This is a genomic window from Microbacterium sp. ZW CA_36, assembly GCF_044987475.1.
GTDB lineage: Bacteria > Actinomycetota > Actinomycetes > Actinomycetales > Microbacteriaceae > Microbacterium.
This window is the reverse complement of sequence record NZ_JBJDRL010000028.1, coordinates 22,902-48,256: the sequence shown is the minus strand read 5'-3', so window position 1 is coordinate 48,256 and position 25,355 is coordinate 22,902. Positions and strand designations below refer to the sequence as shown.

The window sequence follows — 25,355 nt, the reverse complement described above, 5'->3', positions numbered from 1 at the left end:
GTCAGGCCCCGCGCGGCGGGGCGGTCGAGCCGCGGACGTTCAGGGTGGGGTTCAGGACGACGCGGTGCACCGGGCGCGTCGGATCCTCGATGCGCCGCGCCAGCAGGTCCACCGCGGCACGCCCGACCGAGTTGCGGGGCGGGCTGACGGCGGTGAGCGCCGGGGTGAACAGCTCGGCGACCTCGTCGTCGTAGGCGACGACCGAAAGGTCGCCGGGCACCGAGATGCCGCGGTTGAGGGCGAGGTCGACGAACGCCATCGCCTCCGGGTCGGAGTGCACCAGGATCGCGGTCACCGAGTTCGCCAGCGCCGCATCGAGCGTCGCGTCGACGACCGCCGAGAAGTCGGGACTGGTGCGCGGCGGCAGGCTCGTCTCGAAGTGGTCCGAGGGCGTGAGGCCGAGCTCGAGACAGGCGGCCTGCCATCCGGCGGTGATCTTGCGCGACGTCGGGGAGTCGCGGGCGATGATGAGCCCGACGCGGCGGTGGCCCAGCGCGGCGAGGTGACGCGCGGCGAGCACCGCGCCGAGCGCATGGTCGGTCGTGACGTTCTCGACGGGGCTGCCTTCGGGCAGCACCACCGCATCGCGCTCGACGAGCACGTTGGGCACGCCGCACTCGGCGAGCCACTGCACGACGTCCTGGGCGTGCGGGGTGTCGGTGTTCGGCGCGACCACGAGCCCGCGGACGCCGTCGGCGTGCACGAGCCGCTCGAGCACCGGGCGCTCGTCCTGCAGCTCGTACGACGCGCCGCGCAGCACGACGCGCAGCCCGTGGCGGGTGGCCTCGGTCTCGGCGCCGCGCACGACGCTCGGCCAGTAGAAGCTCAGCGACGGGACGAGCATCGCGATCGACCCGGTGCGGGCCACCGAGAGCGGATGACCCGGCTCGACGTCGTCGAAGGCGCCGGCGGCCGGAACCGCGCCGCCGTGCACGCGCACGAGCAGCCCTTCGCGCTCCATCTGCGCGAGATCCCGGCGGAGGGTGACGGGGGCGACGCCCAGTTCGTCCATCAGCTGCGCGACCCGCACGGCGCCGTCGCGCTCGAGCGTCGCCAGCACGTGCGCCCGCCGCTCTGCGGCCAGCAGTGCCGGTGTCTGGTCGGTCATCGGGCGTCCTCCGCGTTCGTCAGGTCCAGTTCTACCGTGACGGCGACGCTGTCGCGCGTCGTCACGTCCAGATCCAGCCGGGTGAGTCGCGCGCCCCACACGCTCGAGAGCAACGGGTCGTCGAGTTCGCGCACGACGAGTGACGCCGCGATGCCCTCGGGCCACGAGAGGCGCACCGGGGTGGCGCCGTCGAGCGGGGTGACGACGACGGTCGATGCGTCCCGGCGCACGTCGCCGGCCAGCAGCATCCGCACCTGCGTGGGCGTGTCGTGGTGCTCGTCGGTCGCCGGCTCAGCCACCGGTTCGCGCGTCCAGGAGTCCTCGACGACCACGCGGCGGGTCGCGCGTTCGAGGCGCACCGACCGCCGCCACGGCACTGCGCCGGGGTATGCGCCGGAGAGGTCGAGCGCGAACGCCGCCGCGTCGTCGGCGAGCGAGACCTCCACATCGGATGCCGCGAACCCGGCGCCCGGGCTCTGCTCGAGACCGCCGATCACGGGCACGTTGTGCCACCCGCTCTGCATCGTCCAGATGTCGTAACGGCCGGGGCCGAACGTCTGCAGCGTGTAGGTCGGACGACCGGCGTCGACGATCACGGGCACGCCGTCGATGGCGACGACGAACGAGCCGACGTCGTTGTGATTGTGGTGCTCGCCGTTATGTCCGCCCTTGACGGCGACGGTGAGTCCGCGGCTCGTGCCGCCGATCTCGCGGGCGAGCATCACCTCGGTCGAGGGCAGCCACACCTCGCGCGGGAACGGCGACGTCGCCTCGGCCGCGCCGACCCACGCCGGGTCGGTGATGCCGCGCAGCAGCCGGCCGAAGCCCTCGTGCTCGGTGGCCGCCGGGGTGCCGGCAGTGCGGTGCGACGCGGCGTGGGCGGCGGCATCCGCATCCTGCGCATTCCGCGCCGCGCGATGCAGAGCGTGCCACGGCTGCGCCGCCGAGACGCGCGCCTGCCCGTCGGCGAGGTTGAGGTACCAGTCGCCGCCGAGGTGCATGCGGTGGGGGAACGCGACCGTCTCGCGCAGTGCCGGGATGCCCGAGGCGTCGAGCACTCCCCCGGTCGCGTGGCGCACGAGGTCGAGCGCCTCGAGGGCGCGGCACGCGCCGTTCCACCAGTACGCGTAGCCCTCGTCGATCGCGCCGTCGGCCGGGAGCACCGAGACGTACCGGTCGATGCCCTCGATCGCGAGCGCCACGATGGCCGCGCGCTCGTCGGCCTCGGCGGGGGCGTCGAGCAGACGCAGCGCGGCGAGCAGCACGTTGCCGTGGATCCACGGGTTCCAGTTGTGCACGTCGCCGTCGAGCCCGAGCCAGTGCCAGTCGCGGCGCCGGGTGAACGGCTCGAACACGCGCACGCGCGCCTCGTGCCGGATGCGGGAGCGGATGCCGGGGTACCGGGCGTCGAGACGCTCGCCGAGGAGTTGGTCCACCCAGGCGAGCAGCGCGACCGCCTCGCCCGCGCCGAGGTCGAGGTACGGCTCGGTGATCGTAGGCAGCACCGAGCCCCGTTCGCGGAAGGCGTCGTCGTGGGCGGGCCAGCACCAGGAGCTCTGCTCGCAGATGAGCCACACGCCGTCGAGGACGTCGGCGAGCCAGGCGGCGCCGACTTCGCCGTCATCGGCGTGATGCGCGGCGGCGATCGCGGCACGGCCGAGGCGCCGCTGCCTCTCGAACACGATGCTCTCCCAGCCCTCGCGGTCGCCGTCGTCGTGGAGGCGCGCGGCGGCCGTCGCCAGGGGTACGGGCCAGGCGGTGGATCGGTCGGCGGCTGCCCGTGCGAGCACGTCGCGGACGGCGAACGGATCAGCGGTGCCCCGCGGACCCCAGACGCCCCGGTCGTCCGAGGTCGCTACCGGGAGCGCATGATCGGGCGACGCGAGAAGGGCGGCGAGCGCGGCCGGGAAGCCGGCGGCGTCGACGGCTGCCTGCTGCTCGTAGGCGGCGGCCAGCGCACCCCGGAATCTCGCGGTCATCTGGGTCCTCCTCGTTGATTCACCATGGTGAGGGTGCACTGTGCGGTCACGGTCAGTTCGCACTGCTAAACCGATCACAAACGATCATAACGAATCTCAAACAGTCTTGCAATGAACGAATTGGGTTGATACAGTCCCAAACGTTCGCTTTCCGCTGACCCCCACGGCGGCGAGAAGAAGGCATCGAGGGAGATCCCAGTGACGGTCCAGCAGCCCACCACGTCGACGCGCACCGCGACGGGTTCCGCCTGGGCTCTGCGCGAGTGGACGCGGGACGAGTGGCTCGTCTACGCGGATCGCCTGCTCGACACCGCCCGCACGCACGCGTCGCCCGGTGCTGGTCGCATCCACTTCCCGGGGGCCGAGGGCGGCTACGGCCACGCGGTCGACGGGCTCGAAGGCTTCGCCCGCACGTTCCTCCTCGCCGGGTTCCGCATCGCCGGTGCCCGCGGCGAGGGCACCGAGGAGCTCGCCGACTTCTACCGCCGCGGCATCGTCACGGGCGTCGACCCGGACGCCGAGGATCGCTGGGTGCGTCTGGACGAGCACGCACAGGCCAAGGTCGAGGCCGCGTCGCTGGCACTCGTGCTCGACATGACGCGTCCGTGGATCTGGGACCGCCTCGACGCCCTCACGCAGGAGCGCGTCATCGACTACCTCGCACCGGTCGTGGGGGACGCCACCTACCCGAAGACCAACTGGCTGTGGTTCCGCGTCGTCGTGCAGACGTTCCTGCGGTCGGTCGGCGGCCCGTGGTCGGCCGAGGACATCGCCGACGACCTGGCGCTGCACGACGCGCTGGTGCGCGAGGACGGGTGGATCTCGGACGGCTTCGAGCGCTCGTACGACCACTACGTCGGCTGGGCACTGCACACGTACCCCGTGCTGTGGTCGCGGATGCAGGGCGCCGGCGAGCTCGCCGGCGGGCGCACCGCGGGCGACATCGTGCGGCTCGACCGCTTCCTGCAGGATGCCGTGGCCCTCGTCGGCGCCGACGGCTCGCCGCTCGTGCAGGGCCGCAGCCTCATCTACCGCTTCGCGGCCGCCGCGCCGTTCTGGGTCGGCGCGATCGCTGAGGTGCCGTCCGTCCCTCTCGGGCAGCTGCGCCGTGCCGCCAATGCCGTCGTCGCGCACTTCGCCGAGCGCGGGGCGCCCGACGAGGACGGCATCCTCACCATGGGCTGGCACCACGAGTGGCGCGAGCTCGCGCAGTCGTACTCGGGCCCCGGTTCGCCGTACTGGGCGGTCAAGGGCCTGCTCGGCATCTCGCTTCCCGCCGACCACCCGGTCTGGGCCGCCGAGAGCGAGCCGCTGCCGATCGAGGCCGGCGACGAACTGCGCGCCGTGCGTCCGGCCGGCTGGGTGGTGTCGGGCACGCGTGCCGACGGCATCGTCCGGATCGCGAACCACGGCACCGACCACGCCGCCGCGGGCAGCCTCGTCGGCGACTCGCCGCTGTATGCCCGCATCGGCTACTCGACCGCTGCCGGTCCCCTGGCGAACCAGCGCGCGTGGGAGGAGCCGCTCGAGCAGTCGGTCGCCCTCGTCGACGCGGCGGGTCGCGCCACGCACCGCGCTGCGATGGACCTGATCGACGTGCGCGTGCAGGACGACGAGGGCGGCCGCCTCGGCATCGCCGCCTCGGTGTCGCGCGCCCACTGGATCGCCCTTCGCCCTTCGGCACAGCGCCACGGCTCGGGCATCGACGGCGACGTCGAGGTGGCGGGCGTCGTCGAGGTGCACTCGCTCGTCCGCGGTCCGTGGGAGGTGCGCCTCGCGCGCGTCGACTCCCTCGCGCCCGGCATCGACGCCTCGTCGCTGCACCTCCGCGTGGGCGGCTGGGCCCTGGCGGCCGACGAAGCGCCCCGGTCCTCAATTGAGGAGCCGCGTCGGGACGCGGACGGAAACGCCGAGTCCCGCTCCTCATCTCGGCTCTCGTCCTCAACTGAGGACGGCAAAGTGGTCGGGCAGGAGACCGCGGATGCCGCGGCCTCGGTCATCGCGGACGGCCTGAGCTCCAGCATCCGACCCCTTCTCGGCGACGGCGCGACGAGCATCGAGTCGCGCGAGGACGCCAGCCCGCTGGGACCCGTCGCCGCGGTGCCGGTCGCGGCGTACCCGGTGCAGGTCGGTGCGTGGATCGCCACGCTCGTCGAGCTCACCACCGAAGACCTCGCATCGCCCGCCGATGCGGCGACCTCCGTCGCCCTCGGGGCGGACGGCGATCAGACCACCGTCACGGTCACCTGGCCGGACGGGACGGCGACCACGAGTCGCCTCGCACACCCCGGAACAGCGTCCGTCGCGAACCGGTAACCCGATGGGCCCGAGGACGGGTCCGCAATCACAAAGGAGTACCCCCAGTATGAAGCGCTCATACGCTGCCGCGGCCGGCATCGCCGTGGTCGCCACGCTCGCTCTCGCCGGATGCAGCGGCGGTGGCGAGGAAGCCGCGCCCGAGGAGTCGGGTCCGGTCACGCTCTCGCTCTCGGGTTGGAGCCTCGACACGACGCCGGAGTTCCAGGCGCTCGCCGACGCGTTCCACGAGGAGAACCCCGACGTCACGGTCGAGCTCAAGGGCTACGACGCGGCCGAGTACAACACCCTCCTGACCGCCGACCTCGCCGCCGGCACGGGCCCCGACATCATCACGCAGAAGGAGGTCAAGTTCGTCCCGACGTTCGTCGAGGGCGGCCAGCTCCTCGACGTGTCGGACGTCGAGCTGCCCGACGACATCAGCGGCGCGCAGTCGTACGAGGTCGACGGCACCGCCTACGCGGTGCCCTACCGCAACGACTCGTGGGTCCTGTACTACAACAAGGCGCTGTTCGACCAGGCCGGCGTCGAGTACCCCGACGGCTCGTGGACGTGGGACGACTACAGCGACGCCGCGGCCGCGCTGACCGAGGGCCTCGCCGCCGCCGGCGGCACCGCCAAGGGCACGTACCTGCACAACTGGCAGTCGACCGTCCAGGGCTTCGCGAACGCGCAGTCCGACGGCGACATCCTCCAGGGCGAGTACGAGTACATGGAGCCGTTCTACGACAACGTGCTCGCGCTCCAGGACGGCGGCGACCAGGTCGACTTCAACACCGCCAAGGCGAACCAGCTCACCTACCAGGGCGAGTTCGGCAAGCAGAACGCGGCCATGATGCCCATGGGCACGTGGTTCGTCGCGACCCTCATCGCCCAGCAGGCCTCGGGCGACGCGGACGACTTCGAGTGGGGCATCGCGCCCATCCCGCAGGTCGACTCGGACACCGCTGGTCTCGACAACACCCCGGTGACCTTCGGCGACCCGACCGGCTTCGGCATCAACGCCGGCATCGACGAGACCAAGGTCGCGGCCGCGAAGAAGTTCCTCGCGTTCGCGGCGGGTGAAGAGGGCGCCCAGATCCTCGCGCAGATCGGCATCACGCCGGCCCTGCTGACCGACGCGGTCGTCGAGACCTACTTCTCGGTCGAGGGTGCCCCCACCGACGACCTGTCGAAGTTCGCGTACTCGACGCACGAGGTGTACCCCGAGAACCCGACGTCCAACAAGGCGGCCGCGATCCAGGGCATCCTCAGCGACATGCACACGGCGATCATGTCGGGTTCGACCTCCGTGTCGGACGCCATCACGGAGGCGCAGGACCGCGTCGCCAACGAGGTCGGCACCGACTGAGCCGCGGCTCGTCACACCCGTTTCAGCACGCCCCCGGCAGGCTCGCGGACTCGTCCCCGAGCCTGCCGGAAGGCCCCCGATCCGCGGCGCCCGAGGCGCCGGCACCGGATCACGGGTGACCGGCCCGCTCCCCCGCGGGCGGGCCGGCCACCGCACCACGCTTTCTCATCGCACCTGGAGGTCCGCCATGGCGACCATCACCGCCACAGAGGCCGGCATCGCGCCGCCGCCCGTGCGCCGCCGGCGCTCGAGGCTGCGGCTGCGCAACACCCTCATCGGGTGGAGCTTCATCCTTCCCAACTTCATCGGCTTCGGCCTGCTGACGCTGGTCCCCATCGTCGTGCTGTTCTACATGTCGTTCACGAACTGGAACGTCTTCGGCACCGCCAACTGGGTCGGCCTCGACAACTACCAGCGCCTCATCGGCGACGGCAGCTTCCGCATCTCCGTCGTCAACACCCTCTACTACTCGGCGCTGCACATCCCGCTGACGATCCTCGTCTCGCTGGGCCTCGCGCTCCTGCTCAACAACAAGCTCCGCGGCGTCGCGTTCTTCCGCACCGCCGCGTTCTTCCCGTACATCACCTCGATCGTCGCGATCGCCGTGGTGTGGAACCTGCTCTTCAGCCCCGAGTACGGCCCGATCAACGAGTTCCTCCGGTTCATCGGCATCCAGAACCCTCCCGGCTGGCTCACCTCGCCCGAGTGGGCGATGCCCGCCGTCGTCATCGTCGGCACCTGGCGTGACATGGGCTACTACATGATCCTGTTCCTCGCGGGGCTGCAGACCGTGCCGCGCGAGCTGCACGAAGCGGCGCGCGTCGACGGCGCCAACGTGTGGCAGCGGTTCGTCAACGTGACGCTTCCGTGCCTGCGTCCCACCATGTTCTTCGTCACCGTGATGCTGACGATCAACTCGTTCAAGATCTTCGACCTGATCCTCGTCATGACCGACGGCGGACCCGGTCAGTCCACCCTCGTGATGTCGCAGTTCATCTACCGCAAGGGCTTCGAAGAGAGCCAGTTCGGCTACGCGTCGGCCGCCTCGGTGGCGCTGTTCTTCATGTGCATCATCGTCACGATCGTGCAGTTCCTCTGGAACAAGAAGCGGAGCAGCTGATGGCCGAGCAGATCAAGGATGCCGACCTCCTGGTCGCCGACTACACCGCGCCCTCCAGCGCGCGTCGCGGCCTGCGCAAGCTCGCCGAGGAGACCCCGGAACCGCCCGTCGCCACCGAGAAGCTGACCCCGGGTCGCCGGGTGGCGCGGATCGCGATGTACATCGGCCTCATCATCTTCGCGATCGGGCTGCTGACGCCGTTCGTGTGGATGGTGCTGAGCTCGTTCAAGTCGTCCAACGAGGTGTTCTCGGTGCCGGTGCAGTGGCTCCCCGAGACGTGGGTGTGGCAGAACTACGTCGACATCTGGTCCGAGTCGAACATGCTCGTCTGGATCCGCAACACGCTGTTCCTCGCCGTCGTGGTGACGTTCCTGCAGGTGCTCACCGGCTCGTTCGCCGCCTACGGCTTCGCGCGCATGCGCTTCCGCGGTCGCGACGTGCTGTTCCTGCTGTACGTCGGCACGATCGCCGTGCCGTGGCAGTCGTACATGATCCCGCAGTTCATCCTGCTGTCGAACCTCAAGGTGTCGAACACCCTCTGGGCGATCATCCTGCTGCAGGCCTTCGGTGCGTTCGGCGTGTTCCTGATGAAGCAGTTCTACGAGACGATCCCCGAGGAGCTCTCCGAGGCGGCGCGACTGGACGGCCTCAGCGAGTACGCGATCTGGCGCAAGATCATGCTGCCGCTGTCGATCCCGGCGCTCGCCTCGCTGACGCTGCTGACGTTCGTCAACACCTGGAACGACTACCTCGGACCGCTCATCTATCTGCGCGACCCGAACCTCTGGACCATCCAGCTGGGACTTAAGGGCTTCGTCTCGAACCTGTACGACACGAACTACGCGCTGCTGTTCGCGGGCCTCACGATCTCGGTCATCCCGATCGCGATCATCTTCCTGCTCGGCCAGAAGTACTTCGTCGAGGGCATCGCGACGAGCGGGCTGAAGGGCTGACACCGTGAACAAGCCCAGCCTCCTCAGCCGGCTCAACGGCCTCGTCTCGCACGAGACGTGGGCGTCCCTCATCGGGATGATCTACCTCGCCCTGATCGTGAACCTCCTGCTGGTCGTCGCGTGCCTGCCGATGGTGGTGCTGCTCGTCACCACCGACCCGGCCTACTCGTGGCCGCTGCTCGCCGTGGCCGCGCCCCTCGCGGCGCCGGGCATCGCGGCCGCGTTCCGCGCGTTCCGCGAGCACGACAGTGCCCGCACGGGTGCGGGCCCCGGCCCGATCCGCGCATTCTTCGCGGGCCTCCGCGACACGTGGCGCCGTGCGCTGCTGATCGGCGCCGCCGTCACGGCGGTCATCGTCGTGCTCCTCGTGGACGTGCGGATGCTGTCGAACACGGCCGCCGCCGTGATCACGGTGCCGCTCCTCGGCATGCTGGCGCTCGTCGCGATCGCGGCGGGGCTCGTGGCCCTGGTCGCGATCGCCGAGGTGCCGACCGCGCGCCTGCGCGACGTCGTGCGCGCGAGCCTGTACCTGAGCCTGCGGCGCTGGTACCTCACGGCGGTCTCGCTCGCCGCCCTGGCCGCTCAGGTCGCCGTGTTCGCCACCGCGCCGGCGCTGGGACTCGGGCTCACGGCATCCGCGGCCCTCTTCTTCGCGTGGACCAACTCGCGCTACACGCTCCGTCCCGTACTCGATCTCGACGAGAAGGCGACCGCGCAGGCCTGAGGCCCGCGGCATCCGTCCTCCACTCGCACTTCAGAAGGATTCCCTCCCCATGACGTCCACCTCGCCCGCTCCGGGCACCAGAGCCACGCCCGCAGATCAGCGCATCGCGGCCGACGACGCGATCACCGCCGCGCTGTCGACGATCCGCCGCAACATCGCGACCTTCGGGGGCGCGTACCCCGACGACACCACGGTGGACGACCGCTACGAGGTGCGCCCCGCCGAGGGCGGCATCCCGCTCGGCGGCAACCGCGGGTGGACCACCAGCTTCCGCACCGGCATGCTGTGGCTCGCGTGGGAGTTCACCGGCGAGGCGGCCTACCGCGACGCCGCACTCGTCGACACGGCCGACTTCGAGCGGCGCGTGCGCGCCGAGGAGGACCTCGACACCCACGACCTCGGCTTCCTCTACACGCTGTCGACCGTCGCCGCATGGCGCCTGGTCGACGACGAGGACGCCCGGCAGGCGTCCCTCCTGGCCGCCGACCACCTGATGCGCCGCTTCCTCGAGCCCGCGGGCATCATCCAGGCGTGGGGCGACCTCTCCGACCCTGCGCAGCGCGGCCGCACCATCATCGACAGCCTCATGAATATGCCGCTGCTGACATGGGCGCACGAGCAGACCGGCGAGGAGCGGTTCGCCGACGCCGTCGCACGGCACACCGCCCAGCTGCGCGAGCACATCCTGCGCGAGGACGACTCGACGTTCCACACGTTCTACTGGGATGCCTCCACCGGCGAGCCGCTGCGCGGCGCGACCGAGCAGGGCGCGTTCGACGAGTCGTGCTGGGCGCGCGGCCAGGCGTGGGGCATCTACGGCTTCGCGATGAACTACGCGGTGACCGGCGACGAGCGCCTGCTCGACGCGTCCCGTCGCTGCACCGAGTACTTCCTGCGGCACCTTCCCGCCGACGAGGTGCCCTTCTGGGACCTCGTGTACACCGACGGCAGCGACGCCCCGCGCGACAGCTCCGCCGCCGCGATCGCGGTGTGCGGTCTGCTCGAGCTCGCCAAGGTCGAGACGGATGCCGCCCGCGCGGCCGAGTGGACTGCGCGCGCGCATGCGATGCTCGCGTCGCTCATCGCGAACTACACGCCCGCGACGCCCGAGGACTCCGACGCGCTCATCCTGCACTCGGTGTACGACCTGCCGAAGCGCAACGGCGTCGACGAGGGCACCCTCTGGGGCGACTACTTCTACCTCGAGGCGCTGATGCGCGTGGCGCGCCCCACATGGAGGAAGTACTGGTGAGGCTCGTCACGTACATCGGCCCCGACGGCGGGGCGCGACCGGCGGCAGTGGTCGCCGGTGCCGAGGGCGACCGGGTGCTCGACCTCGGCGATCTCGCCGGCTCGGTCGAGGACCTGCTGTCGGATGCCGCAGCCCTGGCCACTGCGGGCGAGAGGGCGGCCGCCGACCCGTCGCACCTGCCGGCGTTCGATCCTGCGGCGCTCGTCGCCCCGGTGACGCCGGGCAAGATCCTGTGCCTCGGCTACAACTACCGGGGCCACGTGCCGGACGGCGTCGATCCGACCGCGAACGACCCCGACTACCCCGACGTGTTCGTGAAGACCCCGAACACGCTGGCCGGCCCCAACGAAGCCGTCGTGATCCCGCCGGGGGCGACGGACGTCGACTACGAGGGCGAGGTGGCGGTCGTCATCGGCCGGCGCGCGCAGCGCGTGTCGCTCGAGGATGCGCTCGACCACGTCGGCGGGTACACGATCCTCAACGACGTGTCGGACCGCGCGTGGCAGCGGCGGCAGAGCCAGTGGGCGCTCGGCAAGTGCTCGGACGGCTTCGCACCGCTCGGCCCGTGGGTCGTGACGCCCGACGAGGTGCCCGACCCGCAGGACCTCCTGGTCGAGGTCGTCCGCGACGGCGTCGTCACCGTGTCGCAGTCCACGTCGACGACGATCTTCAGTGTGGCGTACGTCATCCATCACCTCAGCCAGGTGCTGACGCTGGAACCGGGCGATATCGTCTCGACCGGGACCCCGCAGAAGCTGCCCGCCGCCCAGGACGCGCACCGCCCGCTCGCCGACGGCGACGCGGTTACCGTGCGGATCTCGGGCATCGGCGAGCTCACCACCCGATTCACCGTCGAAACCGCGGTCGTTGAGCGAGCGAAGCGAGACGAAACGCGCTCGACATCCGCGCAGGGCCCGGGCGTTTCGTCTCTGCGTTTCGACTCGCAAGCTCGCTCAACGACCGGTGCCCACACAGGAGACAACTCATGATCCTCGATTCGTTCCGCCTCGACGGCAAGGTCGCTCTGGTCACGGGCTCGAGCCGCGGCCTCGGTCAGGGCGCAGCCGTCGCCCTCGCCGAAGCAGGCGCCGACATCGCCCTGCTCGACCGCGGCGACGCCGCTGCCACCGCGGAGCTCGTCGCCGCGACCGGCCGCCGCGTCCACCGCATCCAGCGGGACCTCGTCTCGGCGACGCCCGACGAGCTCGCCTCGGCGGTGGACGAGGTGATCGCCGAACTGGGCGGACTCGACATCCTGGTCAACAACGCCGGCACCATCCGCCGGGCCCCCGCCGCCGAATACCCGCTCGGCGACTGGGACGACGTGCTCGCGGTCAACCTCGACGCCGTGTTCCACCTGTCGCAGGCGGCGGGGCGCCACATGCTGGCTCAGGGGAGCGGCCGCATCATCAACGTCGCGTCGATGCTGTCGTTCCAGGGCGGCATTCTCGTTCCGGCATACACCGCGTCCAAGCACGCCGTCGCGGGTCTCACGAAGGCGCTTGCGAACGAGTGGGCCGCCGCCGGCGTCACGGTCAACGCCGTGGCCCCCGGCTACATGGCGACCGACAACACCGCGCCGCTGCGTGCCGACGAGGACCGCGCCGCATCGATCCTCTCGCGCATCCCGGCCGGACGCTGGGGCGAGGCATCCGATCTGCAGGGCGTGTTCGTGTTCCTCGCCTCGGACGCCGCCGCGTACCTGACCGGCACCGTCATCCCCGTCGACGGCGGCTGGCTCGTCCGCTGACCACTCCCCCGCCACACGACTTCACGCACACCAGGAGAGAACCGTGACCCAGACGCACATCCCGCAGCGCTACGCGACCAACCCCGCCCAGATCCCGGGCATGACCACGCAGGACCTGCGCGACACGTACCTCATCCCCGACGTCTTCGTGCCGGGCGAGATCCGCCTCACGTACACGCACCACGACCGCATCGTGCTGGGCGGCGCCGTGCCCGCCGGCGGCGTGCTCGAGCTCGGCGGCTACCCCGAGATCCGCAGCGACTACTTCCTCGAGCACCGCGAGGTCGGCATCATCAACGTCGGCGGCACCGGGACGGTCACCGCCGACGGCGAGGTCTACACGCTCGTCAAGGGCGCCTGCCTGTACCTCGGCCGCGGCATCCGCTCCGTGTCGTTCGCTGACGCGGATGGCGAGCAGGGCGCGCAGTTCTACCTCTTCTCGGCCCCCGCGCACACCGCCTACCCGGCCGCGCTCGTCTCGCCCGGCGAGGGCACTGTGCGCGAGCTCGGCGACCAGCTCACCTCGAACCGCCGCACGCTCAACCAGTACATCCACGAGAACGGCGTCAAGAGCTGCCAGATCGTCATGGGCGTGACCGAGCTGCACCCGGGCTCCATGTGGAACACCATGCCCGCCCACACGCACGACCGTCGCACCGAGTGCTACCTGTACTTCGACCTGCCGGAGGACGCCCGCGTCATCCACCTGATGGGCGAGCGCGAAGAGACGCGTCACCTCGTCGTCGCCGACCGTCAGGCCGTCATCTCGCCGTCCTGGTCGCTGCACTCGGGGGTCGGCACGTCGTCGTACACGTTCATCTGGGCGATGGCGGGCGAGAACCAGGCCTTCGACGACATGGACGCCGCGCCCGTCACCGACCTGCGCTGACGGATGCCTCGGCCTGACTACGCTGGGGCGGTGCCCATGACCCTGCTCGCGATCGGCGAGACGATGGCGATGGTCACGCCGGTCGTCGCGACGCCCGTGACGGACGCCGACGCGTTCCTGCTCGACGCGGGCGGCGCGGAGTCCAACGTCGCCGCCCACGTGGCCGCGCTCGGCCACCGCGCCGTGTGGTTCAGCCGCCTGGGCGACGACGCGCTCGGCCACCGCATCGCGCGGCAGCTCACCGCCCGCGGTGTCGACGTCTCGCGGGTGGTTTTCGACGGCGCCCATCCGACCGGGCTGTACGTGAAGGATCCCGGCAACGGCGTCCTCTACTACCGCCGGGGCTCCGCCGCCGCCCACCTGAACGACGCCGACGCCGATGCGGTCGCGTTCGACGGCGTCGACCTGCTGCACGTGTCGGGCATCACGGCCGCGATCTCGGCATCCGCGTCGTCCTTCCTCGCCCGTGTCATCGCACGCGCACGCGAGAACGGCGTGCAAGTGTCGTTCGACGTCAACCACCGCGCGCCGCTGTGGGATGCCGCCACCGCCGCCCCGGTGCTGCTCGAGCTGGCCCGCCGCGCCGACATCGTGCTCGTCGGCCGCGACGAGGCCGAGACGCTGTGGGGCACGGCCACCGCCGCCGACGTGCGCGCGCTGCTGCCGGAGGTCGCCGAGCTCATCGTCAAGGACGGCGACGTCGGCGCCACCGCGTTCGTCGGCGCCGACGAGGTGTTCGAGCCGGCTCTGGTCGTCGAGGTCGTCGAGCCGGTCGGCGCCGGCGACGCGTTCGCCGGCGGCTACCTCGCCGGCTACCTCTCGGGTGACGCGGTGCCCGACCGGCTGCGTGCCGGGCACGCGCGCGCCGCGCGCACCCTGCAGACCACCACCGACTCGATCGACGAGCCCGACGAGCCCGCCGTGCCCGCCGTGCCCGCCGTGCCCGCCGTGCCCGCCGTGCCCGCCGTGCCCGCCCCGCTTCCCGGCAGCACGACGCCATGACGGGTTTGGGGCGCACCACGAGCGTTCGGGGCGCGCGCCGTACGCCCCGAACGCGCGCGAAGCGCCCCAAACCCGCGAAGATGACTGAACGCGACACACGAAGGACCCACGCATGACTTCCCAGCCCTCTTCATCGACGAGCAGCACGGATGCCGCGGCGCACGCCGAATGGTTCGAGACGGCGTTCGCCGGGGCGCCGCTCATGGCGATCCTGCGCGGCATGGGCGTCGAGCGCTCTGTGCGCCTGTCGCAGACGGCATGGGACCTCGGCATCGACGCCGTCGAGGTGCCGCTGCAGACCGACGAGGACGAGCGCGCGCTGCGCGAGGTCGTCACCCTGGCCGCCGCCCGCGGCAAGAGCGTCGGCGCGGGCACCATCATCACCCCCGCCCAGGTGGCGCTGGCAGCTGACGCCGGCGCGGCGTACCTGGTCTCGCCCGGGCTCGACCCGCTCGTGGTGCGGGCGGCGCAGGATGCCGGCATCCCGATCCTTCCCGGAGTCGCGACCCCCAGCGAGGTCCAGCTCGCGGTCTCGCTCGGGCTCACCTGGCTCAAGGCGTTCCCGGCGACGTGGCTCGGCAGCGGCTGGTTCAAGCACATCCGCGGCCCGTTCCCGCACGTGCGGTTCGTCGCGACCGGTGGACTGGACGCGTCGAACGTCGAGGAGTTCCTCGACGCCGGCGTCCGGGTTGCGGCGGTCGGCTCCGCCCTCGAAGACGCATCACAGCTCGAGCGCCTCGCCGAGGTGCTCCGCACCCGCACGGCCGCCCGATGACGGCGGCTGCCGCGCGCTCGTTCGCGATCGGCGAGACCGACTTCCTCCTCGACGGGGAGCCGTTCCGGGTGCTCGCGGGAGCCCTGCACTACTTCCGCGTGCACCCCGGCCAGTGGGCCGACCGCATCCGCAAGGCGCGTCTCATGGGTCTCAATACCATCGAGACATATGTCGCCTGGAACGCCCACGAGCCCGTGCGCGGCGAGTGGGAAGCGACGGGGTGGAACGACCTCGGCGCCTTCCTCGACCTCGTCGCGGCGGAGGGGATGCACGCGATCGTGCGACCCGGGCCTTACATATGCGCCGAATGGCATAATGGTGGTCTGCCGGTGTGGCTGACCGGCCTCGAGGGCGTGGGACTCCGCCGGTCCGAGCCGCTCTACCTCGCCGAGGTGACCGCCTACCTGCAGCGGGTGTACGACATCGTCGCCCCGCGCCAGATCGACCGCGGCGGGCCGGTCGTGCTCGTCCAGATCGAGAACGAGTACGGCGCGTACGGCGACGACACCGCGTACCTCGAGCATCTCGTGCGCGTGACGAAGGATGCCGGCATCACGGTGCCGCTGACGACGATCGACCAGCCGACCGACCAGATGCTGAGCGACGGCAGCGTCGCGGGCGTACACCTCACCGGCTCGTTCGGCTCGCGCGCCGAGGAGCGTCTCGCCACCCTGCGGCGGCACCAGCCCACCGGACCCCTCATGTGCGCGGAGTTCTGGGACGGCTGGTTCGACTGGTGGGGCAATGCCCACCACACGACGCCTGCTACGGCGACGGCCGCCGAGCTGGACACCCTCCTCGCGGCCGGGGCATCCGTGAACTTCTACATGTTCCACGGCGGCACGAACTTCGGCCTCACCAACGGTGCGAACGACAAGGGCAGGTACCTGCCCATCGTGACCTCGTACGACTACGACGCGCCGCTCGACGAGCGGGGCGACCCGACCGACAAGTACTTCGCCTTCCGCGACGTCATCGCCAGGTACGCTCCGGTGCCCGACGAGGTGCCGGAGGTCAGTGGTCCCGCTCCCGTGTTCGACGTGGCGCTCACGGCTGTCGCGGTGCCGGTCGAGGTGGCCGGGCCTGCGGCGCCCGCTGAGACGGCCGGGCCTGCGGCGCCTGCTGAGACGGCCGGGCCTGCGGCGCCTGCTGAGACGGCCGGGTCGCGTCACGAGACTCCGCCGACCTTCGAGGAGCTCGGGCACCTCAGCGCCCTCGTGTCCTATGAGGCGGAGCTGCCTGAGGGTCACGGTGGCGTCCTGCGCTTCGGCGAGGTGCGCGACCACGCCTGGGTGTCTGTCGACGGCGTAGCCGTGGGCACGCTTTCTCGTACGCGCCACGAGGACGCCCTCGTCGTTCCTGGTGGACGCCGAGTACGAGTGCTCGTCGAAGAGCAGGGGCGCGTCAACTACGACGCGCGTCTGGGTGAGTCCAAGGGGCTCATCGGACCAGTGAGCATCGGTGGTGTGCCGGTGACCGGCTGGACCGCGACTCCCATCGACGTCGCAGCGCTGGGCGCGGCGGTGGCGGATGCAGCCAGCTCGCCCGTGGACGCGGCCGGATCGACGGTGGCTCCCTTCCTGCTGCGCGGTTCGTTCTCGCTCGAGGCTCCCGCCGACCTGTTCCTCGATACCGCGGGGTGGGGCAAGGGCTACGCGCTCGTGAACGGCTTCCTCCTCGGCCGGTACTGGAGCAGCGGCCCGCAGCGGACGCTGTACGTGCCGGCTGCCGCGCTGCAGGCGGGGGAGAACTCCGTGGTCGTGATCGAGCTGGATCGCGTCGCCGACGGCGTCGCCCGCTTCGTCGCCGAGCCGGAGCTCGGGCCGCGGGAGGAGTAGCCCAGAGGCCGGCTTTCCCGTCGAGCGCCTGGCCGCCGCGCGGGAGCAGCTGACCCCGCATCGCGTCTAAGGACAGGCGGCGACACCGTCGGCCGGGTGCCCGCACCGTGGGGGAGTGCGCGTGGGCTGGTTGACTGGGCGGATGCCTCTCGCCGCTGACGCCCGGGTCGCCGTGTGCGGTCCCGCCTCCTGGAACCACGTGATCCTCCTCGATCGGCTGCCGGATCCGGTGCCGCACATGCAGTTCGCGCGGGGTGACCTGCAGACGGTGGGCGGCACCTCGGCGGGCAAGGCCCTGCATCTCGCGGACCTCGGCGTCGACGTGACGCTGCACGCATTTCTGGGCGCCGACGAGGAGGGCGGTCGAGTGTCGGAGGCACTGGAGACAGCGGGAGTGCGCGTCGAGGCGTATGGGTCCGAGCACACGGAACGGCACGCGAACCTGATGACACCGGCGGGCGAGCGGGTCAGCCTCTACCTCGCGACGCCGAGTGCGGCATCCGTCGACGCCCTCGAGCGCATCGGAGCCGCTGTGGCCGCCGCCGATGTCGCTGTCGTCGACCTGAGCGCAGCGGGGGTTGCCATCGTCGAGAGGCGGCTCGCCGGCGCCGCAGGCGCCCCCATCTGGACTGACCTGCACGATTACGACGGGTCAGCGGAGTTCCACGAGCCGTTCCTGCGCGCGGCCGACGTCGTGTTCATGAACGACGATGCGACGGACGACCCCTGGGCGCTGATGCGGAGCTGCCTCGACTGGGGGCCGCGACTCGCCGTCTGCACGCGGGGTGCGCGCGGTGCGGTAGCGCTCGCCGCATCGGGGGAGCGCGCCACCGTGGCTGCGCAGCCGGTCACGGTCGTCGATACGAACGGCGCGGGCGACGCGTTCTTCGCCGGCTTCCTGGCGGCGTCACTCGCCGGGGCGGATCTGGACGGATGCCTGGATTCCGGCGCCCGCCAGGCGGTCGTCGCCCTGTCATCCGAGCACCTTCACCCGGCCGTCGTCGGGAGCGAAGACGGGGGCGTCACCATCGCGCTTCGGTGACGACTGCCGGCCGTGCCGAGGCGTCGTAGACCCGGACCCAGTCCGGCCGCACGACGACGACGGCGAAGCCCTGGTCGAGGGCGCGTGAGCCTGGGAACTGCTCGTTGTATGCGGCACCGTGGAATTCGCGCGACGTGTCCGAGGCGATGGTGGCGACACCCTCGACCTGCACGGTCACGTCGCCATCCGTGCCGGTGACGACAGCAACACGGCCGTTCTCGCGCAGGTTGTGCATCTTGCGGGAGTCGTCGGAGGCATCGAAGATCAGCGTTCCGTCGTCGAGTGCCGCCATCCCGACCAGTGCCGCTTCCGGCGCGCCGGAGGGCGCGACGGTGGCCACGACTGCGCGGCCCTGCGCGCGGACGAAGGCGGCGAATGCGGCGGTGTCGCGGGGGTCGAAGGTCACCGGTTCACAGTAACGGCAGTCCCCGGTCGCGCGGAGCGGAGCGGTGGGCCGCGACGTCGGCTCGGTCAGCCGGGTAGCTCAGCTGCCCGTGTTGATTGCGAGGATCGCCCACTTCTCGGCGTCGGTGAGGTCGGACAGGGCCAGCACCTCTTGGAGCACGGGCGACTTGAGGGCGAGGTATCGTCCGATGTCCATCGCCGGGTCGCGGGCGAGTTCTGTCTTGATGGCGCCATAGCGATCGCGGAGATCTGGTCGGGCACGGAGGATCCTGCGTACCGCGAGGTGGTTGCGCAGGTGCAGCGTGCCGTCGATGCAGACGTAGACGTTCCGCCGCGGATCGTCGTCGGGTGCGGTCATCGACTCCCGGTCGGCGACGCCGAGGTCGCCCCGATGCGTGTAGCCCGCGGCGACGAGCGCCGTGATCGCCGCCGGGAGATCCGCACGCCGCACGACGACATCGATGTCGATGACGGGCTTGGCGGCCAGTCCCGGCACCGATGTCGAGCCGACATGCTCGATCGAGAGCATCGGAACATCCGCCAGCGCTCGCCTGAGGTCCGCAGCCACACGCGCGAACTGCTCCGGCCACTCCCTCGAGTAGGGAACGACGGTGACAGCCATGCCACAAGCTTCGCACCCCGATTCGCGGGCAGCGTGCGCCGACATCACCCCGCACCGTTTGCCTCGCCGGATGCTCACGACGCCACCACACCCGGTGCTGCCCGGGGTGGGGTCGGCGCGTGCAGCGCCACCACCTCGCGCCCGCTCTCGTGCCGGGTGTGGCTCCGCCGCACCCAGCGCCTCACGCCCGCTTCCGGCGCAGGCGGGAGCGGCAGCGCCGGCACCTCACGCCTGTGCCCGTGCCCGTCCCACACCCTCATGCGGCGCCGAAGCGTCGCGGCGACTTCCACTGCAGCCGGACCGGATCACCGATCTCGCCAGTCAGCGGGTCGGGAGGCGGATGCAGCCAGTACGTGTCGGCTGAACTGGCGGGATCCCGGTGGCGGGTGATGCGCCATCGCTGGTTGTGCAGGCGCAGGTGGCAGTTGCGGCACAGGGGAACGCCGTCGTCGACATCGGTGCGGCCGTGGTGATCCCACCAATGGTCGATGTGGTGATACTCGCATTGAGAGATCGGTGCGCTGCACGACGGCCAGACGCACCCGCCGTCGCGGGCAGCGATCGCGATCCGCTGCTTGCGGCTGAACAGCCGCAGCTCGCGGCCGACATCGAGCGGCCGACCATCGGGGTCCCAGATCACCGGGATGGCGCCCGCATCGCAGAGACGCGCCTCGACGACCCCGCCGGGCACGGCGTGCCCACCGTCCTCCAGATGACCGACGCCGGTCACCCGCGTGTCTCCCCGCTCGTCGATGGCCGTGATCGCCGCCGACTCGACGAGGATACGCACACCTGGCTGCCGGTCGCCGAGTGCCTGTTGCGGGTCGGCTTCGGCACCGGTGCGGAGCACCGCGATGATCGTGTCGTACTGCAGCTGCTCGTTCGTCCGATCGTCGGCTTCGGCCTCGCGCGTCTTCTCGACGGCATCCGAGCCGACGAAGCGCGGCCCACGCCGTGGTCGCAGTGCGGCTTGGAGGAGCGAATCGACCCATGCACCCGCGTCGTCGTCGAAGAGGATGTGGGCGTGGCGCTGGCCGCTCTCATCGATCCACCGGCGGAAGGATCGGGCGGCGAACCGCTCCTCGAACCGCAGCGTCACTCCGACGGGATCGAGTCGGTCGCGGGCGATGCGTGCCTGGATGCGGAGGTCTTCGACCGGCAGCGTCGTCGCCTCGTCGAGCAGCAGACGCACCGCCCGGGACCACGCCTGGGGCAGGAAGTCGGCGTCCAGCTCGGGATAGCGATCGACGGGCGGCTCGCCGAGACCGGAGCGGATCGCGTGGAACTGCGCCTGCGAGAGCGCGCCCGCCGCCAGGGCATCGCGAACGAGTCTCAGCCACTCGGGCGCCGCCGGCGTCGGCGGCTGTTCAGCGACTTCCCGACGCGAGGCATCCGTCCCGGGTGTGGTGGGTTCGAACGAAGAAGGAATGGTGGGCGCGAGCTCTTGCCCGGCCTGCACCGCGCGGGTGACGTCGCCGCGACCGAGGCCGGTGATCTGCTGAACCAGCGCCGTCCCGGTGCGCAGCCCCTTGCGCTGCGCGAGTCCGCCGTATCCGCGGTCGCGTGTTGATCGGCGGGACACCTCCGCCGAGGCGCTCGCGACGACGAGCTCCAGGGCCTTGCGAGCCTCGGTCGTGTCGGTGAGCAGCTCCAGCAGTTCTTCGTCTTCCAGCCTCTCGACCCCGGTTCCGCCCGCGCCGAGTCGCTGTGCGACGCGGGCGACGGCATCCGTCAGCCGCATCGCCGGAGGCGACGACACCGAAGAACTCATGGAACAAATATACGAACAACCTCCGACATCGAAGAGGGGCGGAGTCTCGACGCGACCGCCGACTGTGCATACGCTCGTGCCTGTGGTGGACCCGATGCACTTCGAGGCGAGCGCCGACGACTACGCCGCGGCTCGGCCGCCGTACCCGGCCGGACTCTGGGAGCGACTGCGAACTCTCGGGCTCCTGCGGCCGGGCGCTACCGCGCTCGATCTCGGCGCCGGAACCGGTCAGGCGACCGGTCCGCTTCTGGAGGCGGGACTGCGGGTCACCGCCGTCGAACCCGGCCCGCGCCTCGCGGCCCTCCTGCGCGCGGCCCATCCCGCGGCGGATATGTGCGGGTCTGCCGCGCGGAAGACGTCGAGCTCGCCGCATCGGCCGTCGACCTCGTCGTGGCGGCGACGTCGATCCATTGGATGGATCTCGACGTCCTGCTACCGAAGATATATACGATATTGACGCCGACGGGCCGCCTCGCTGTGTGGCGCAACGTATTCGGAGACGCCGACGCCCCCACCACGCCTTTTCGGGCGCGTATCGCTGAGATAATCGCCGCCCGTCGCGCGCCGCCGCGACCGGGTCCGCCTGCCGAGGACATCGATGCGACGATCGAGGCTCTGACGGCGTCGGGCCTCTTCGTCGAGATGGATGCCTCCACCCTACCGATGGACTCTCGAATTCGACGCGGCTGCGATCGGGCGTCTCTTCCGTACGTTCAGCGACTGGTCCGCCGGCGAGGTGGAGCACGCGGTCGAGGCCGCGAACGATCTGGGCGGCACCGTCACCGAGCATTACTCGTCGTGGCTGGTGGTGCTCGCGCCGATCGAGCGGTTATCCGCGCCGTGACGGCGGAGTCCGTCATGACGCGGGCGCGCGACCATCCCGGACAGCTCATCGGTGCTCCTGCCAGCAGGTGTATACGGCAGGGGTGCGGCGGCCCTCACGCCGTTTGCCGAGCGAGTCTGCCGGCTCGGAGCGGAATGGGACCCTGACGCGGTCTACCGGAGCGTCGCGGCCGGCTCGGGGCGGTGTACCCCGCGCGGGCGGTAGCCCAGGGCATCCGAGACGCCCGCGAGATCCGCGAGGTACCAGAGGATGGCCAGCCACATCTCGGTGCCCTGCAGGCCGGGCTCGGTCTCGGCGAGGCCACGGGTCGCGGGAGCAGGCTCGCGGAACGAGAACCCGGCGCCCGGCACCCAGGTCGACACGGCGTCCGACAGCAGGCGCGCGGCGAGGTCGCGCACCTCGTCGCCGCGATAGCCCGTCGCGCGCGTGAGCCAAAGCGGGTGCGCGACATCGAGCACGTTGCACGCGTTGCGCGCGCCAACGGCGAACCATCGCGGGTCGCGTGCATGGCGCAACACGGTGTCGATGACGCGCTCGGGGTAGGGGAGCGGCATCCCGAACTGCGCGAAGGTGCCGCGCGACGCCCGGTAGAAGCCGTTCACGACGGGCAGCAGGCCGCCGTCGGCGCTCGGCGAACCCCACATGCCGGTGTGGGGATCGGCGTTCACGACGAGCCAGCCGAAGAGCGCCTCCTCCACACCCGCCGGAATCGGATGCCCCGCACGCCGTGTCCACAGAAGTGCGGTGCCGAAGCCATCGATATGGTGGCCGGCGTTCCACGCGTCGGAGGCCCACGGCAGACTCTCGCAGAACGTGATCACCCGTTCCGGAGTGGCCGCCGTCACCCAGGTGAGAGGAGCCGGAAACGCCGACCCCAGCAGATCGAGCGCGTATCCCACGCTCAGCACGTGGTACGCGACATCGCCGTGCGAGAACCCGAGGCCCGCCTCCTGGCGACCATCGGAAGCGAGGGGTGCGACCGCACCGGTCGCGGCATCCTGCCAGTCTTGCAGCCGTCGGATCTGCGCGGCCGCGGGAGCCTGCGGGGGCGCCGTGCCGAGTAGCAGGTCGGCGATCTCGATCGCATCGCCCTGCGCGCGCACGGTCGGCGCCGCTCCCGGGCGGTCGGCGAAGAGCTCGAGGTCGTCGTCCCAGGAGCGCTGGAGGAGAGCGGATGCCTCCTCCCGCGCGCGTACGGCCAACTCGGCGACCCGCTCGGCAAGGCCTGCGGTGGCGTCCGCGGTCGAGGCCGGTGTGCCGGCCGGGACCGAGGTGGGCGCCCGCGCTCCGGTCGAGGCCAGATCCGGAGCAGACGCTGCCGCTCCGGCCGGGGCGGAGGTTGAGTCGGGGACCGAGGCGGACGTCTGGGTGGAGGGGGTCGGGGGTCCGTCGACGCTCACGGCATCGTCCTCACTGGCCGCGGCCTGGGACACGATCGCTCGCATGGCCGCGGCGGCTGCGAAGGCCGCGCCGGTCTGGCTGACGGGGGAGCGCTCTTCGGCCGCGTTCTCCGCATCCACCTGGACACTCGCACCCGCACCGACACCCTCGTCCGTGCCGCGTGCCGCCGCGTCGGCAGCCGCGTCCGGCGCGACCCCGGTGTCGTCCGGCTCGACGCGCCAGCGGATGAACCGGGCGGGGTTGCCGCCGACGACGGCGCCGGCGGGCACGTCCTTGGTGACGACGGCGCTGGCGGCGAGCACCGCGTGGGACCCGACCCGGACGCCGTCGAGGATGACGACGTGCGAGCCGATCCACACGTCGTCGCCGATCTCGATGCCCTTGGAGGTGAGCGGCTGGCGGAAGACCGGCGTGCCGGATTCCATCGAGTGGTTGAAGCCGAGGATCGACGTGTGCGCGCCGATGCGCACGCCGTCGCCCATCGTCACGCGTCCGCGGATCACCGTGTACGGATTGATGCTGCAGTCGGCACCGGCGAGCAGGTGACCTGTGAGGTACGCGCCGGCTGCGACGTACGTGCGGTCACCCAGACGCAGCGAGTCGTTGTCGATCGATGCGAGCTCCGAGATGAAGCACTGCTCGCCGAGCGAGTGATCGGCGCGGCCGTCCACGAGCGTGTGCTGGATCGCGAGCTGCGCATCGCGTTCATCGACAGACGCTTCGCGCCAGAAGTCCCAGGGCGAGTACTCGTGGGCGGCGATCGCTGGCATAGGGAGGGGCTGACGGGAATCGAACCCGCGCTGTCTGCTTGGGAAGCAGAAGTTCTGCCATTGAACTACAGCCCCGAGGCCTTGAAAACACTGGGATCGAGGATCCCTTTCAAGTCCCGGTGTACACATCAGTGTACACATAGCGGTGGCGCGGCAACTTCCCGCACCACATGCCAGCATACCTAGTGGCTTGAAGGGATGCGCGGCGACCAGACCGTGATGTCTAAAGGGATGAATGATGTCTAAACGATCCTTTAGACATCGTTCCTTCTTTTGGACATCGTAAGCGCGGGTGCGGACGCGTGTCCTCGGCACTTCCGAGACAGCGGGGTGCTGATCCGAACGAGTGGTTGGACCGGAGCGCCGACGGCATCGACGATGCTTTTGAAGGTCAGTTGCGCATTGGGATCACCGCTGCCGGCCCGTGTAGGCGAGATGATCGCACGCGCCCGCGAGGAGTCCGCGCGTCGCGCCCAGGCGGCGAGTGAGCAGCATGCCCGCGAGCTGGCATCCCGGTTCGAGGCTGAGAAGCAACTGGCGCGTTGAGTTTTCGCTCGTGCATCAGTCGCAGTGGTGGGACAGTGCGACGCCCGAGCAGATCGGTGGGGCTTACACGAGCGCGCGTGCATGGGCAGGGGAGGACGTCGAGGCGGTGCGCGCCGAGCAGCGCATCCGTGACGAGCTGCGCGCACGGTACGGGATCGACGCGCTTGAAAGCGCTGTTCGCCAGCTACGCGAAACTCATCACCGCCGACGAGCTCGCCATGCCTGCAACGGCGCCGCGGCGGCGCAAGTCCGCCCCCGCCGCGATCTCATGAGTGTGCATCGACAGAGGTGGCCGCACCCAACCCTCCCCGTCGACGGCTTCGCTGTCGTTGACCCGGATGGCGAGAATCAAACCTGCGCGTGCGGGAACGACTCGGCGACGCAGGACTGGCGGCACGCTGACCAGCTCGGGCGTCTGACGTTCGAGGCTTCCGGATCAGATGATCCGGCAGAGCACCCGGTCTGCCCTGTCTGCGGCCGCGTCTACCTCAACGCCGGCCTGTTCGAGGCAGGCGAGACCGTCGCTGCCATCGCACGGTATGACGTGACAGATCCGGGCTTTCTAGGTGAGCTCGCCGAGTACGACCGCAACGCTTATGAAGGACCAACCTTTTCGGCAGATCAGTCCGACTAGCGCAGAGCTAGTCGTCGGTGTCCCACCAGTCCGCCAAGCGGCGACCCTTTGGGCATCCGCACCGGCACATCGGTGATCTCCCACCCATCGGGCAGCTGCGCCTCGAGAATCCCGCCTCTGATAGTGGATGTTGTGGTTCCACGGTTCGCGATGGCGAGCGCCGCGCGGGGCCTGGTGCATGCGGCGATCGTTGCGGGGGTCAGTCTCCCCAGGTGTCGGCAATCGAGTTGCGGCGTGCGTTCTGGTCGAACTTCTCGAGCACA

21 protein-coding genes, 1 tRNA gene and 1 pseudogene are annotated in these 25,355 nt (G+C 70.8%); 16 read left to right on the top strand and 7 right to left on the bottom strand.

From position 1 onward, the window contains the following. Position 1 precedes the first annotated feature (1 nt). Positions 2 to 1,108: a substrate-binding domain-containing protein gene (locus ACI3KX_RS13130; protein WP_404910002.1), complete on the bottom strand. Its 1,107-nt coding sequence runs from the start codon at positions 1,106 to 1,108 to the stop codon at positions 2 to 4. Beyond that, a complete protein-coding gene (locus tag ACI3KX_RS13125; protein ID WP_404910001.1) occupies positions 1,105 to 3,087 on the bottom strand; it encodes a heparinase II/III family protein in 1,983 nt (660 codons plus the stop codon). Before ACI3KX_RS13125 ends, ACI3KX_RS13130 begins: the two co-directional genes overlap by 4 nt. Positions 3,088 to 3,285: 198 nt before the next feature. Here ACI3KX_RS13125 and ACI3KX_RS13120 point away from each other — a divergent pair, with 198 nt between their 5' ends. The 13 genes from ACI3KX_RS13120 (at position 3,286) to ACI3KX_RS13060 (ending at position 18,099) form a co-directional block, all read left to right on the top strand. Continuing rightward, a complete protein-coding gene (locus ACI3KX_RS13120) occupies positions 3,286 to 5,403 on the top strand; it encodes a DUF2264 domain-containing protein (protein WP_404910000.1) in 2,118 nt (705 codons plus the stop codon). Between the two features lie 49 nt (positions 5,404 to 5,452). Beyond that, on the top strand, positions 5,453 to 6,754 hold the full coding sequence (locus tag ACI3KX_RS13115) for an extracellular solute-binding protein (RefSeq protein WP_363355858.1): 1,302 nt from the start codon (positions 5,453 to 5,455) through the stop codon (positions 6,752 to 6,754). 187 nt (positions 6,755 to 6,941) lie between these two features. Beyond that, positions 6,942 to 7,874: a carbohydrate ABC transporter permease gene (locus tag ACI3KX_RS13110; protein ID WP_404909999.1), complete on the top strand. Its 933-nt coding sequence runs from the start codon at positions 6,942 to 6,944 to the stop codon at positions 7,872 to 7,874. Beyond that, positions 7,874 to 8,827: a carbohydrate ABC transporter permease gene (locus ACI3KX_RS13105; RefSeq protein WP_404909998.1), complete on the top strand. Its 954-nt coding sequence runs from the start codon at positions 7,874 to 7,876 to the stop codon at positions 8,825 to 8,827. The genes ACI3KX_RS13110 and ACI3KX_RS13105 overlap by 1 nt, the downstream gene beginning before the upstream one ends. 4 nt (positions 8,828 to 8,831) lie before the next feature. Then, positions 8,832 to 9,551: a ferredoxin-NADPH reductase gene (locus ACI3KX_RS13100; protein ID WP_404909997.1), complete on the top strand. Its 720-nt coding sequence runs from the start codon at positions 8,832 to 8,834 to the stop codon at positions 9,549 to 9,551. Positions 9,552 to 9,600: 49 nt separating this feature from the next. Then, complete coding sequence (locus ACI3KX_RS13095) at positions 9,601 to 10,803, top strand: glycoside hydrolase family 88 protein (RefSeq protein ID WP_404909996.1); 1,203 nt, start codon at positions 9,601 to 9,603, stop codon at positions 10,801 to 10,803. After that, complete coding sequence (locus tag ACI3KX_RS13090) at positions 10,800 to 11,792, top strand: fumarylacetoacetate hydrolase family protein (protein ID WP_404909995.1); 993 nt, start codon at positions 10,800 to 10,802, stop codon at positions 11,790 to 11,792. Before ACI3KX_RS13095 ends, ACI3KX_RS13090 begins: the two co-directional genes overlap by 4 nt. Next, positions 11,789 to 12,553 (top strand): 2-dehydro-3-deoxy-D-gluconate 5-dehydrogenase KduD, encoded by a 765-nt coding sequence (kduD, locus tag ACI3KX_RS13085; RefSeq protein ID WP_363355845.1) that lies wholly within the window; start codon positions 11,789 to 11,791, stop codon positions 12,551 to 12,553. Before ACI3KX_RS13090 ends, kduD begins: the two co-directional genes overlap by 4 nt. Positions 12,554 to 12,596: 43 nt before the next feature. Continuing rightward, a complete protein-coding gene (gene kduI, locus ACI3KX_RS13080) occupies positions 12,597 to 13,442 on the top strand; it encodes a 5-dehydro-4-deoxy-D-glucuronate isomerase (protein WP_404909994.1) in 846 nt (281 codons plus the stop codon). Between the two features lie 36 nt (positions 13,443 to 13,478). Continuing rightward, entirely contained in the window at positions 13,479 to 14,444 is a 966-nt protein-coding gene (locus ACI3KX_RS13075) for a sugar kinase (protein WP_404910009.1), read from the top strand. Between the two features lie 112 nt (positions 14,445 to 14,556). Further along, positions 14,557 to 15,219 (top strand): bifunctional 4-hydroxy-2-oxoglutarate aldolase/2-dehydro-3-deoxy-phosphogluconate aldolase, encoded by a 663-nt coding sequence (locus tag ACI3KX_RS13070; RefSeq protein ID WP_363355840.1) that lies wholly within the window; start codon positions 14,557 to 14,559, stop codon positions 15,217 to 15,219. Then, a complete protein-coding gene (locus tag ACI3KX_RS13065) occupies positions 15,216 to 17,057 on the top strand; it encodes a beta-galactosidase (protein ID WP_363355838.1) in 1,842 nt (613 codons plus the stop codon). The genes ACI3KX_RS13070 and ACI3KX_RS13065 overlap by 4 nt, the downstream gene beginning before the upstream one ends. A gap of 142 nt (positions 17,058 to 17,199) precedes the next feature. Further along, positions 17,200 to 18,099 (top strand): PfkB family carbohydrate kinase, encoded by a 900-nt coding sequence (locus ACI3KX_RS13060; protein ID WP_363355836.1) that lies wholly within the window; start codon positions 17,200 to 17,202, stop codon positions 18,097 to 18,099. On the opposite strand, the gene ACI3KX_RS13055 is transcribed toward ACI3KX_RS13060, so the two are convergent. The 3 genes from ACI3KX_RS13055 to ACI3KX_RS13045 all read right to left on the bottom strand — a co-directional run bounded on the left by ACI3KX_RS13055 (position 18,080) and on the right by ACI3KX_RS13045 (position 20,897). Beyond that, entirely contained in the window at positions 18,080 to 18,505 is a 426-nt protein-coding gene (locus ACI3KX_RS13055; RefSeq protein ID WP_363355834.1) for a pyridoxamine 5'-phosphate oxidase family protein, read from the bottom strand. The two genes, ACI3KX_RS13060 and ACI3KX_RS13055, sit on opposite strands and share 20 nt — an antisense overlap. Before the next feature lie 78 nt (positions 18,506 to 18,583). Then, complete coding sequence (locus ACI3KX_RS13050) at positions 18,584 to 19,126, bottom strand: GrpB family protein (RefSeq protein WP_404909993.1); 543 nt, start codon at positions 19,124 to 19,126, stop codon at positions 18,584 to 18,586. A gap of 256 nt (positions 19,127 to 19,382) precedes the next feature. Then, complete coding sequence (locus ACI3KX_RS13045; protein ID WP_404909992.1) at positions 19,383 to 20,897, bottom strand: DUF222 domain-containing protein; 1,515 nt, start codon at positions 20,895 to 20,897, stop codon at positions 19,383 to 19,385. A gap of 333 nt (positions 20,898 to 21,230) precedes the next feature. Here ACI3KX_RS13045 and ACI3KX_RS13040 point away from each other — a divergent pair. Both ACI3KX_RS13040 and ACI3KX_RS13035 read left to right on the top strand, forming a co-directional pair. Continuing rightward, positions 21,231 to 21,314: pseudogene (locus tag ACI3KX_RS13040) on the top strand (hypothetical protein); the annotation flags it as partial. A gap of 229 nt (positions 21,315 to 21,543) precedes the next feature. Beyond that, complete coding sequence (locus ACI3KX_RS13035; RefSeq protein ID WP_404910011.1) at positions 21,544 to 21,741, top strand: hypothetical protein; 198 nt, start codon at positions 21,544 to 21,546, stop codon at positions 21,739 to 21,741. 152 nt (positions 21,742 to 21,893) lie between these two features. Here ACI3KX_RS13035 and ACI3KX_RS13030 read toward each other — a convergent pair whose 3' ends face one another. Together ACI3KX_RS13030 and ACI3KX_RS13025 are read right to left on the bottom strand one after the other, a co-directional pair. Beyond that, positions 21,894 to 23,912, bottom strand: a complete 2,019-nt coding sequence (locus ACI3KX_RS13030; protein WP_404909991.1) for a DapH/DapD/GlmU-related protein — start codon at positions 23,910 to 23,912, stop codon at positions 21,894 to 21,896. A gap of 4 nt (positions 23,913 to 23,916) precedes the next feature. Beyond that, positions 23,917 to 23,987: transfer RNA gene (locus ACI3KX_RS13025), tRNA-Gly, on the bottom strand. A 409-nt stretch (positions 23,988 to 24,396) separates the two neighbouring features. Here ACI3KX_RS13025 and ACI3KX_RS13020 point away from each other — a divergent pair. Then, positions 24,397 to 25,092 (top strand): hypothetical protein, encoded by a 696-nt coding sequence (locus ACI3KX_RS13020; protein ID WP_404909990.1) that lies wholly within the window; start codon positions 24,397 to 24,399, stop codon positions 25,090 to 25,092. Positions 25,093 to 25,355 lie beyond the last annotated feature (263 nt).